General features: G+C 46.9%; 9 protein-coding genes. 6 read left to right on the forward strand and 3 right to left on the reverse strand.

What is annotated here, in order from left to right:
* Positions 1–157 precede the first annotated feature (157 nt).
* The 6 genes from aspA (at position 158) to AZ66_RS21045 (ending at position 8137) form a co-directional block, all read left to right on the forward strand.
* Positions 158–1576 (forward strand): aspartate ammonia-lyase, encoded by a 1419-nt coding sequence (gene aspA, locus AZ66_RS21020; RefSeq protein WP_094183139.1) that lies wholly within the window; start codon positions 158–160, stop codon positions 1574–1576.
* A 156-nt stretch (positions 1577–1732) separates the two neighbouring features.
* The gene (locus AZ66_RS21025) at positions 1733–1951 is read left to right on the forward strand and encodes a cold-inducible protein YdjO-related protein (protein ID WP_021253672.1); all 219 of its coding nucleotides are present in this window, start codon (positions 1733–1735) and stop codon (positions 1949–1951) included.
* Positions 1952–2132: 181 nt separating this feature from the next.
* Positions 2133–5321 (forward strand): bifunctional cytochrome P450/NADPH--P450 reductase, encoded by a 3189-nt coding sequence (locus AZ66_RS21030; RefSeq protein WP_044356618.1) that lies wholly within the window; start codon positions 2133–2135, stop codon positions 5319–5321.
* 218 nt (positions 5322–5539) lie between these two features.
* Positions 5540–6118 carry a hypothetical protein gene (locus AZ66_RS21035; RefSeq protein WP_044356619.1) on the forward strand — a complete coding sequence of 193 codons (579 nt, stop codon included), beginning with the start codon at positions 5540–5542 and terminating at the stop codon, positions 6116–6118.
* A 3-nt stretch (positions 6119–6121) separates the two neighbouring features.
* Positions 6122–7267: an AI-2E family transporter gene (locus tag AZ66_RS21040; RefSeq protein ID WP_044356620.1), complete on the forward strand. Its 1146-nt coding sequence runs from the start codon at positions 6122–6124 to the stop codon at positions 7265–7267.
* A gap of 378 nt (positions 7268–7645) precedes the next feature.
* The gene (locus tag AZ66_RS21045) at positions 7646–8137 is read left to right on the forward strand and encodes a C40 family peptidase (protein WP_044356621.1); all 492 of its coding nucleotides are present in this window, start codon (positions 7646–7648) and stop codon (positions 8135–8137) included.
* A gap of 58 nt (positions 8138–8195) precedes the next feature.
* Here the strand turns inward: AZ66_RS21045 and AZ66_RS21050 are convergent, their stop codons facing one another.
* The 3 genes from AZ66_RS21050 to AZ66_RS21060 all read right to left on the reverse strand — a co-directional run.
* Positions 8196–9626 (reverse strand): sensor histidine kinase, encoded by a 1431-nt coding sequence (locus AZ66_RS21050; protein ID WP_231586981.1) that lies wholly within the window; start codon positions 9624–9626, stop codon positions 8196–8198.
* Positions 9616–10305 carry a response regulator transcription factor gene (locus AZ66_RS21055; RefSeq protein ID WP_044356623.1) on the reverse strand — a complete coding sequence of 230 codons (690 nt, stop codon included), beginning with the start codon at positions 10303–10305 and terminating at the stop codon, positions 9616–9618. Before AZ66_RS21055 ends, AZ66_RS21050 begins: the two co-directional genes overlap by 11 nt.
* A gap of 130 nt (positions 10306–10435) precedes the next feature.
* The coding region (locus tag AZ66_RS21060; protein WP_044356624.1) for a serine hydrolase at positions 10436–12009 on the reverse strand (1574 nt) is incomplete at its 5' end.

Below are 12009 nucleotides of genomic sequence, written 5' to 3' on the forward strand. Positions count from 1 at the left end.
ATTATAATTCGATTCTTTAAAAAATGAAATATAATGATTTTTCAAATGAGAAATTGAACATTTATGGAAACAGTATTACAATCAAATCGAGCGTTGCTTTTTCTGCCTTATACATGAACCTACTACTCATGAGAGAAGGAAAGGGAATCCAATGATTATGAACCCGACTCGTATCGAAAAAGACTTTTTAGGGGAAAAAGAAGTACCAGCCGAAGCCTACTATGGCATTCAAACACTTCGTGCCGTAGAGAACTTTCCAATATCGGGCACGCGGATGAACAAGGAATTGATTCGTGGCTTGGCTATCGTCAAGAAGGCTGCCGCCCTTGCCAACATGGAGGTGAAGCAGCTTCAAACAGACACTTGCAATGCGATCGTACAAGCCGCTGATGAGATTATTGGCGGTCAGTGGCATGACCAATTCATCGTTGACCCGATTCAAGGCGGGGCAGGCACGTCGATGAATATGAATGCGAACGAAGTTATTGCGAACCGAGCGCTTGAATTGCTTGGCAAAGCGAAGGGCGACTATGCAAGCCTAAGCCCGAACAATCACGTCAATCGTTCACAATCGACGAACGATGCATTTCCTACTGCAATTCATATTTCTGTCTTAACGCTCGTAGATAAGCTGCTCATTGTTATGAAGGAGCTTCACAGCGCATTCTGCAGCAAGGCGAAGCAATTCGATCATGTCATTAAGATGGGGCGCACACATCTTCAGGATGCGGTTCCGATTCGCTTGGGACAGTCCTTCGAAGCATACAGTCGTGTTCTTGCGAGAGATATGCACCGTATTGAACAATCGAAGCAGCATTTATATGAAGTGAATATGGGCGCAACGGCTGTAGGAACTGGCTTGAATGCAGATCCACGATATATTCAGCGTGTTGTTGAACTGCTTGCTGAGATCAGTCAATTGCCGCTCGTACATGCGGAGCATCTTGTTGATGCAACGCAGAATACGGATGCGTATACGGAAGTATCTGCTGCGCTCAAGGTATGTATGATGAATATGTCTAAGATGGCTAATGACTTGCGTTTGCTTGCTTCAGGTCCACGAGCTGGCTTTGGTGAAATTCGACTGCCGGCACGCCAGCCAGGTTCATCCATCATGCCGGGCAAGGTGAATCCGGTTATGTGCGAAATTGTCAATCAAGTAGCTTTCCAAGTTATTGGCAATGATCATACGATCTGTCTTGCCTCGGAAGCGGGTCAGCTTGAATTGAACGTCATGGAGCCAGTACTTGTATTCAACCTGTTGCAATCGCTTAGTATGATGCAAAATGTGTTCACTGTATTCCGAACCCATTGCTTAGAAGGAATTGAAGCGAATGAGGAACGCTGCCGTGATTATGTGGAGAACAGTGTAGGGATTATCACTGCACTCAGCCCACACCTTGGTTATGAAGTGTCAGCCCGTATTGCACGGGAAGCAACGGAGAACGGCAAATCCGTTCGAGAGTTGTGCCTGCTCTACAATGTATTGACGGAAGAAGAGCTGGATACGATTCTGGATGCACATGAAATGACGAAGCCAGGAATTGCTGGTGCTGCCTTGTTCGAGCGGGAATAATTGTAAATAAAGAATGTCAGAGACATCTCACGTGAGATGTCTCTTTTCTATAGTCGGATCAGCATACATTTTGCTTTGACAGGTGACGCTAAGTAATGATATATTTTATCGGCCTAATGGTAAATGAATGCTGATTGGAAAGGGATGTACTGGAAAGTGACAACTAGTCAAGACGACAAACCGAAATTGATTATCACAAAAATTCTGAAATGCAGAAATCCGGAATGCAAAGCATGGGTAAGAGACGAATTTGCCTCTGGTGAGCAATCTTGTCCCCTCTGCAAAGGACCAATGATTCGAAGCATGAAGCATTTGCCTGCTGTTCAGAATAAAATAAAGCGTCAGCCTAAGAAAAAGAAAGAAGAGCTGTGGTAAGCAAGCGAAGCTGCACTTATAGCCTCTAGGTAAAAGAGCCTCTGTGAAGATAATTTCGGGGAACCGTTATTGTTTTGCAGCGGCTCTTTTGCTATGTGGGATGAAGTGATGCGGTATTGCAAATAATAGACTGAAAGTATATACGCTTTGATATGTCTATTAGTAAGGAGTAGATACCGCAATGTCAGAATCAAATTCACCCCCTATCCCTCAGCCAAAGAGATTTGGTCTGCTGGGGAATTTGCCGCAGCTGAACCTAGAAGCTCCTGTTCAATCCATGGTGCAATTGGCTGAGGAATATGGCCCTATATTTCGTATTGATTTGCCGGGGAGAAGTGAGATTTTTATCTCTGGCCATGAGTTGGTGAAGGATGCGTGCGACGAGTCGCGCTTCGATAAAAACGTATGGGCGCCCTTGCGCAGTGTGCGAGCATTTACCGGCGACGGGCTGTTCACAAGCGAAACAGAAGAGCCGAACTGGCAGAAGGCGCACAATATATTGCTGCCGAGCTTTAGCCAGTCGGCTATGCGTGGTTACCATGAGATGATGCTTGATATTGCGGTGCAGCTTATCCAAAAATGGTCGAGGCTGAATCCGGATGAAAGTATCGATGTGCCTGAAGACATGACACGTCTGACACTCGATACGATCGGTCTCTGTGGATTCAATTATCGATTTAACAGCTTCTATCGCGATCAGCCCCATCCGTTTATTACAAGCATGGTTCGTGCGTTAAGCGAAGCAATGCATCAGCTTCAGCGCCTCAATATTCAAGATAAGCTCATGGTAGTCACGAAGCGGCAGTATCGGCATGACATCCAGTTTATGTACTCGCTCGTAGACAAAATCATTGCGGAGCGGAAGCAGAAGCCGGATGAAGCTGGTCAGGATTTGTTGAGCCATATGCTTAACGGAAAGGATCCAGCAACCGGGGAGTCATTGGATGACGAAAATATCCGATACCAGATTATTACGTTTCTAATCGCGGGTCACGAGACGACAAGCGGCCTGCTGTCGTTCGCAATCTATTACTTACTGAAGCATCCCGAATGCTTGCAGAAGGCTTACGAGGAAGTGGATCGTGTGTTGACAGATCCTGTTCCAACGTATGCACAAGTGAGACAATTGCCATACATACGGATGATACTTAATGAATCACTTCGCTTATGGCCGACCGCCCCGGCTTTCTCACTATTTGCGAAGGAGGATACACTGCTGGCTGGCAAATACCCGCTTGCAAAGGGCGAGAGTGTGAATGTGCTTGTACCGAGGCTTCATCGAGACCGTGCTATATGGGGTGAGGATGCAGAGCATTTCCGACCCGAACGTTTTGAAGACCCGAGCCAAATTCCTCATCATGCCTACAAGCCGTTCGGCAATGGCCAACGTGCGTGTATCGGGCAGCAGTTCGCGCTGCAAGAGGCTGCGCTCGTTTTGGGCATGGTGCTCAAGCATTTTGAGATAATCGATCATGCCAACTATCAGCTGAAGGTGAAGGAAGCACTGACGCTGAAGCCTGAAGATTTTCGGATTCGCATTCGGCTGCGGAAGCAACTGGGGGCAGGTACTTTGTCTGCAAAAGGAGGGCTGGGTGGCGAATCAGAATCGCATGAAAGTGTTCAACAACAAGCTCCATTGGCCGAAGCGCACGACACTCCGCTGCTCGTCCTATACGGCTCCAATCTCGGAACAGCCGAGGGCATTGCCCGCGAACTGGCGGATGAGGGACGCTACCAGGGATTCCGCAGTGAGGTCGCTCCACTTAACGACTATGTAGGCAAGCTCCCGAAGACTGGGGCCCTCCTCATTGTAACCTCTTCCTACAACGGCAAGCCGCCAAGCAATGCACAGGCATTCGTGGAGTGGCTCGAGCAGCTTGACGATGGCGAGCTGGAAGGTGTCCGCTATTCCGTATTTGGATGTGGGGATCATAATTGGGCCAGCACCTATCAAGATGTACCGCGATTCGTTGATGAGCAGATGCAGAAAAAGGGCGCTGAACTGCTGATGATTCGGGGCGAAGGGGATGCGAGCGGCGACTTTGAGCTGAATGTCGAGAGCTGGCGTTCCAAGCTGTGGCCAGATATGATGAATGCGCTAGGATTGCAGCTGAGCAAGCAATCCGAAGCAGTTCGCAGCACGCTTACCGTGGAATTCGTAAAGGATTATGCAGGCAGCAGACTTGCCAATTCGTATGAAGCGGTTCATGCTGAGGTTGTAAACAATCGCGAGTTGCAGCAGGCAGGAAGCGGGCGCAGTACCCGTCATATCGAGATCTCACTCCCCGATGGAGTCACCTATGAGGAAGGCGATCATTTGGGAGTGCTGCCGCGCAATCATACCTCTCAGGTTAATCGTGTGCTGCAAAGATTCGCGCTGAACGGCAGCGATCATCTGATCGTTAATGCAAGCGGGCGCAGTGCGGCTCATCTGCCTACTGGCCAACCGGTTAGCCTGTCCGATTTGTTTAGTCATAGTGTAGAATTGCAGGAAGCTGCGACCCGGGCTCAACTCCGTGAATTGGCGTCTTATACAGCTTGCCCGCCTCATAGACGTGAGTTGGAATCGCTTCTAGACGAGGATAAGTATGTAGCTGAAGTGCTGCGCAAACGGGTTTCCATGCTTGATTTGCTTGAGAAATACGAAGCTTGCGAGATGCCGTTCGAGCGTTTTTTAGAACTGCTGCCTCCGCTTAAGGCTCGATACTATTCCATATCCAGTTCACCTCGCATTCAGGAGAAGCAGGCGAGCATCACGGTCGGGGTCGTCCTCGGCCCGGCGTGGAGCGGCATGGGAGAATATCGTGGAGTTGCTTCCAATTATTTGGCTTCGCGTGAAGCGGGCGACTCGATTCTGATGTTCGTACGGACACCTGAATCCAAGTTCCAGCCCCCTGCCGATCCTGCAACGCCGATCATCATGGTTGGACCTGGAACCGGTGTCGCACCTTTCCGCGGCTTTTTGCAGGCTAGACAGGCGCTGCAGCAAGAAGGGAAATCGCTTGGACAAGCGATCCTCTATTACGGCTGCAGGAATGAAGCAGATTACTTATATCGTGAGGAACTGGAGAGATTCGTGCAGGATGGAATCGTGACCGTGCATACCGCCTTCTCGCGTAAAGAAGGTGAGGCTAAAACGTATGTCCAGCATGTTATGGCGCAACATGCGGAACAAATCATAGAATTACTGGATGAGGGAGCCCACTTGTATATCTGCGGAGATGGAAGCAAGATGGCGCCTGATGTGGAAGCTACTGTGCGGCAAGCTTTTCAGAACGTGCACCGTGTTCATGAGGAGGAGGCGAAGCATTGGTTGGAACGCTTACAAGCGGAAGGGAAATTCGCAAAGGATGTGTGGTCGGGATTGTAACCGTCTTTAGCAGCAGTTGCTCTAGCGGTGTTCATTAGACATGCGACGAAAGAAACAACTTGCAATGACAGAGAAAACGACGATGTTGTCGTTCCATGTCATTGCTTTTTTTATGTAGAAAATGCTTCAAAATGTCTTTCTCAACTGATTAATTCTTTGTGGTAATATATGGGTAGGTGTGCAATTGAAATTGAGAAGCGAAAAAAGGAGGACTGGAGTTGACTGTACATCACTTAAAAAGAAAGTTTCTTGCTGGTGTGCTGCTTGTTATTGCCTTGCTGGGATGGAGTGTCAATATTGATGATGCCGCCGCCGCTGCGAAATCAAAATATGCAGTTCAGCTAGGAAATGTAACTGTACCACAGAATAAGGTGTTGAATGAGCATGGCATGATCCTAGTTCCATTGTCTACAATAACCGGTTCGATGGGGCTGGACATGTCCTATTCGTTTCAACGGGGATTATATGATTATCATGAATACGCTATCACGCAGAAGACCAAGACAGTCGAAGTTTGGGGGAATGACATTCGTGGATATTGGGTCAGCACACATCCGAATGGCAAGCAGGATTACGAAGATTACACCCATGTTTATGAACCGGATCGGGAGTGTGCTCCAGAGTCGGATGTCTGTGAAGTGTTGAAGAAGACATACCGCGGCCCAATAATCCGAGACGGCCAATTGTATGTACAAGTACGATGGATTGCGCAAGCATTTGATTGGAATTTAACAATCATTCCGCATGGGAAGGGGCAATTCGTGATTAAGATTACATCCAACACTGAAGGGAGCTAGTGCATGGAGAAACGATCAACAAGGCCAGGCCGAATGTTAACGTTCATCTTGAATCATAGATTGATCTCGTTTTTGTTGATTGTGTTGTTAGTCAGTTTGAACGTGTTTATTTTTACGAAAATCTCATTTATTTTCTCCCCATTCATTATTTTCATCAAGACAGTGTTGTTCCCAGTGCTATTAGCAGGGGTGCTCTATTATTTGCTGAATCCGATCGTTGATCTTCTGGAGCAATGGAGAGTCAAACGATTCATATCCATTCTCATTCTCTATATTCTGATTATCGGCATTATTACGGTCGTCGTCCTTGCTGTTATTCCTGTCATTAAGAAGCAAGTTATGGACTTGATTGCCAACTTTCCAGGGTTCAGTACCCAGATTGAGACGTTGTTCCGCGACATGATCGGCAGTGAGTTCTTCAACCGTATCCAGCAGAGCATCGATATTAATTCCAGCAACTTCGTAAGCTCCTTGTCCGAGCGGGCTACCTCGCTCTTAAACAACACATTCAATGGAATCGGTGGATTTCTAGGTGCAGTCACCGAAACGATTCTCGGCCTTGTCATCGTTCCATTCGTTCTTTTCTATTTACTGAAGGATGGCCGGCGGCTGCCTGATTATATCCTTACATTTTTGCCGACTACGCTGCGCAAGCAATCCCATCAAGTGATGTCCGAGATGAATAATCAAATCAGTTCCTACATACGGGGTCAGATTATTGTAAGCTTCTGCATCGGCATCTTACTGTATGCGGGCTATTTAATCATTGGGCTTGAATATTCACTAATTCTAGCAGTAATTGCAGCTTGTACGAGTATTGTACCGTATTTGGGCCCTGCAATTGCAATCACACCCGCGATGATCGTGGCGCTTGTCACTTCACCGATGATGCTGCTGAAAATGATCATCGTCTGGACGATTGTCCAATTGGTGGAAGGGAAGTTCATTTCGCCGCAAATTATGGGGAAGACACTCCGCATTCATCCGATTACGATCATTTTCGTCATCTTGACAGCCGGCAACCTGTTCGGTGTAGTGGGCATTATTCTGGCTGTGCCTGGGTATGCAGTGCTCAAGGTTGTTGTTACGCATTTATTTGACTGGTTCAAGCGCCGCTCCAATCTCTATGACGATCATCTTACGATGTAAGTTGACTCTGAAGCTTGGGCAATTGATAATATTCATATGCAGCGCCATTTCAACGTTTGTATACGATGAGATGGCGCTGTTTCATGTGTTCATCTCTTATTCTGCATCCTGAGATAACGGCAGTTGCTGCACCGCAAAATTTTGATGATCTAGTATCGAATCTATTTATTTTGTATCCTGCCAAAGGAGGAATGATCACAACGACCTATTTGTCAAGAAGAGGGAGATGAGAAATTTATAATGTTGCTCTAATAGATTACAAAAAAGTAAACAACAGCAATGTTTCAGCCCTTCTCTAGAAAATAATGGATAAAAATTATGTGTTATGGTATGTAACGTCGCTGGTGAGCACATCAGCACTATCCATTTTTCTGGGAGATGAGAATATTGTTGAATAAAAAGAAGTTTGGAAAAATATTTGTATGCGTAACATTAACATTGTCCTTTGCCCTGTCAGCAGGTGCAGTAATGCCTGTTCAAACAGCTAGCGCGGCTTCCACATCGCAAAGCTCCAAGGCAGACAAAATTATAGCAACAGGGAAAAAATACTTAGGTGTTAAATATAAATTTGGTGCCAAGTCGGGAAGCACGAAAGCATTCGACTGCTCCTCGTTCACACAATATGTGTATGGCAAACACGGAATCAATCTTCCACGCACATCGAAGCAGCAATCCAAGGTTGGAGTTGCAGTTAGCAAAAAGAATATGAAGAAGGGTGATCTCCTGTTCTTCTACTCTCCGGTTCATCATGTAGGAATCTATATGGGCAATGGAAAAATCTTGCACACTTATGGCAAGGGCGGAGTAAGAATTGACAACTTGAGCAAATGGGAGTCCCGCTTGACGAAAGTTCGTCGTGTAATTAAATAGTTTATAATGGACAAGCCTAAAGCAATAAGATGTACTGCTTTAGGCTTGTTGTATGTTCTCAGGCGTTGTGCGAGTACGGTATGCACACAATAAATGTGCTGCCCTGTCCGAGCGTGCTCTCAACTTGAATGGTGCCATGATGCTGCTCTACGAGCTCCTTCGCAATGGGCAGCCCTAAGCCCGTACCTCCCGTTACGCGAGAGCGAGCCTTATCGACCCGATAAAATCGATCGAAAATTTTATCTAATTCTTCTTCGGGTATGCCAATTCCGGAATCCGATACTCGAAGGCATGCATTTTCTTTCTCTTGATAGACGGCAACTTCGATCCAGCCCAGGTCATTGGTATACCTCATGGCATTTTCAATGAGAATAACGGCAACCTGGCGCAATTGCTCCTTGTCCCCAAATACATAAGCGGCCTCATTCAGATGCAAACGCAAAGAGATTTTGGAATCAGATTTCCATAGCTGCTTTATTGCTTCTCGGACAATGTCGGTGAGATTTACTTGTTCCTTCGGCGTGGCGCTTTTGCCTGAACGGGCTAACGTCAATAGCTGAATAATAAGCCGCTGCATGCGCTGGCTCTCTAGATCTAGCGAATCAAGTGATTTTTGTAGAACGTCAGCATTTTGATTCCCCCAGCGCTTCAGCAGCTTCACATGACCACGAAACGCGGTCAGCGGAGTACGGAGCTCGTGTGAGGCATTTGTAATAAAGTTCATCTCTCGTTCAATCAGTTCTTCATGCTCATCTAACAACTGATTGAAGCGCTCCGCCAATTTCGTTAGCTCTACCGGCGTCTTCGGGACATGAACCCTCTGTCTTAAATTCGGTGCATTCTTCATCTGAACAATTGAATTCATTATGCTGAACAGTGGGGAGAGGTTCCTCCTTGTTATTTGATATATAAGCAGCGATCCTGCTGTTGAGCTGGCAAGTGCAGTAATGACGAGTACTTTAGTGATAATAAGCAAGATGCGTTCAATGGAGTGGAGCTGAACATGTATATAGATTCGACCGACCTGCCCATTGGATTGATTCCATATGACTTCATCTTTGATGAACAGTCCATAGTCGGTGTTCCACTGCACGGTATCAAACCATCGGAATCGATTTTTCTGTTCGGCGAGGAAAGCCTCATCCCAGTTCCGAGTTTGTGCTAATATGCGTCCATCAGAGGACACAATTTGAACATCATAGTTCGCGTGATCAGGGTATAGCAGTTCATCGAGAAGGGATTGCCACTCCAGAAAGCCATCTTGAATGCTTTCTCTTAGTTTGCGTTCGACGGCGAATAGCTCCTCCTTGGAGTCTTGGATCAACAGATGGGTGACTGCTCCCATAATACTGATCCCGATTAACAGAATGACAGCTAATAGGCTAAGAACATACCAGATCGTGAAGCGGAACATTAGCGTGTTGGCAGATTGCTTAAGCTGCTGGATAAGTGACTTGAACATGGTCATCTCTGATTCCTTATGGTTCACGCAGCACATATCCGACACCGCGAACGGTCTGGATTAACTTATGCTGATAACCGCGATCCAGCTTGTTGCGCAAATATCGGATATAGACATCGACGACATTCGTCTCACCAACAAAGTCATATCCCCACACAGAAGACAATAGCTGTTCACGGCCAATCACTTCACCGAGATGTTCCATTAAGTATTGAAGCAATTCGAACTCACGCTGCGTTAATTCGATTCGATCCCCAGCACGGGTTACGACTCTTTTCTTCACATCCAAGATAAGATCTGCGAGCTGATATACTTCCTTCTCTTCCGGATTAGCGGCATGGTTGGGGCGTCTTAAAGCTGTGCGTATGCGGGCAAGCAGTTCCTCAATCTCGAATGGCTTCGTAATATAATCATCTGCACCCGTATCAAGACCAGCAATGACATCTCCAACATAATCACGAGCCGACAAGAGGATAATTGGGACATCACTGACGCGGCGAATTCTCCGGCATACTTCAAGGCCGTTCAGCTTGGGCAGCATCCAGTCTAGCAGGATGAGGCTCCACTCGCCTTGTTGAAAGAATTCTAATGCTTGTTCCCCGTCTACAGCAACAAGTACCTCGTACCCTTCATGCTCAAGTTCAAGCTGGATGAATTGAGATACACTTTGTTCATCTTCGACTAGTAATATGAAGTGGGCTGACATGTGTTCACCACATTTACACAAAGTTTTCCTATAGTATGACCTTGGGGTTGGGAATGCATTCTGGACTGCTTGCTGGAAAAGAAAATAGCTCTCGTCGCAATACAGAGATTCGACGAGAGCTATTTTGTGGTTAGAGCGGAATCGGCTGAGCAAGCAATGTGCTGATTAAGGCAGCTGCTTCTTGCCTGAGCATGCTGCGTTTGGATTCATAATTCAGAGTGCCGTCTGCGTTAGCTTTAATTTCGGGGCCATATTTGTGCATAGCCGCAGCATACTTGACACCGTCTAATGCCCAGACGTCAGTATCGCCAACCAGTTTCGCTCCTTGCACAGGAGCTCCGAACGCTTGGGCGATTCGCCACGCAATCATTGCCGCTTCTTGCCGTTGAATGGGTTGATCAGGTCGGAAGAGCTCGCCTGAAGCTCCGGTGATAAGCCCCAGTCCATATGCCGTTTGAACGTCTTTGGCAGCCCAGTGGCCATTCATGTCTGTGAAGGAGCTTGCGTTCAACGAAGGCTGCATGCGCAAGCACTGCATGAGCATGGAGACAAATTCAGCACGCGTAATGGTGGAGGAGGGACGGAACTGTCCTTGATGTTCGGATATTCCACTCCTCATCATGATATCTTGAATATATCCATAATACGGATGATTCTTGTCGATATCTGAATAGAGGACTTTAGGAACAGGCAGCTTCTCGAACCAGGTCACGTTGCTGTTATCCATGTAGGAAATTTCCCCATTGTCATCCTGCCTGAAGCCAACTAACTTTCCATGATCCGTACGGAACAGCCATGGTTCGATCTGAGTCAATGTATGGGTTCCGTAGAATGGATCGATAAGGGATAATTTTTTGTCAGATTGCTCAGCAATTTGAACGACTTGGATGCCCATCCGAAGACTACGGTAGTGGCCAACTAGCTTATTTTTTACCTCCTGCGAGGGCTCCGTTTGCGGTGGGGCTGGGCGTTTGTCCGGATAATAGTGATTCATAATGGAACGAAAAACCGTATTGCGATAATCTGCACTAGAGTCTTCGTTGGAATTGTAAGCGACCAAAAAGCCGACATTTTGTTCTGGCAAGAGACTTAACCAAGAGCCGAACCCTGGAAGATTGCCGCCTTTGCTTATGACGGTTTCACCATGATAGGCCTCTTGATACAAGGATTCGAAGCCGTATGTCGTATTCGGAATTTTCGGATGAGCGGATACACGGATTTTTACCATCTCGCGTACGGTTTCAGGCTGTAAGATTCGCTGCCCCTTGTACGTACCGCCATTTAAAAGCGCGATCATAAATTTAGCCATATCCGCACCGGTTGATACAAGGCTCCCGTCGGGGCCGTCTGCGGGAGATACCTCGTAATAAGGAAGAACTTCACCTGTCTTCGTATAGCTTGTCGCTAGATCCTTCTTAGCATCAGGCGTCATCACGAAGCTGCTGTTCGTCATTCCAAGAGGCTGCAAAATATGCTGCATGCCATATTCATGGAAAGGAGCTCCAGTTATGCGCTCAACGAGATAGCCTTGAAGGCGAAAGGCGAAATTGTCATAGCTGTATACCGTGCCTGGCTTGCGTACAACCGTTGGCATATACTTGCGAATATACTCAGCGTTCGTCTTGATTGCTATGTCGTCTGGAGCTTCAGGGTAATCGAAACCAGTCGTGTGCGTCATGAGATGCTCAGCTGTTAATGACCCTT

Origin of the sequence: Paenibacillus sp. E194 (assembly GCF_000935845.1) — a bacterium.
Taxonomy (GTDB): Bacteria; Bacillota; Bacilli; order Paenibacillales; family Paenibacillaceae; genus Paenibacillus_B; species Paenibacillus_B alvei_B.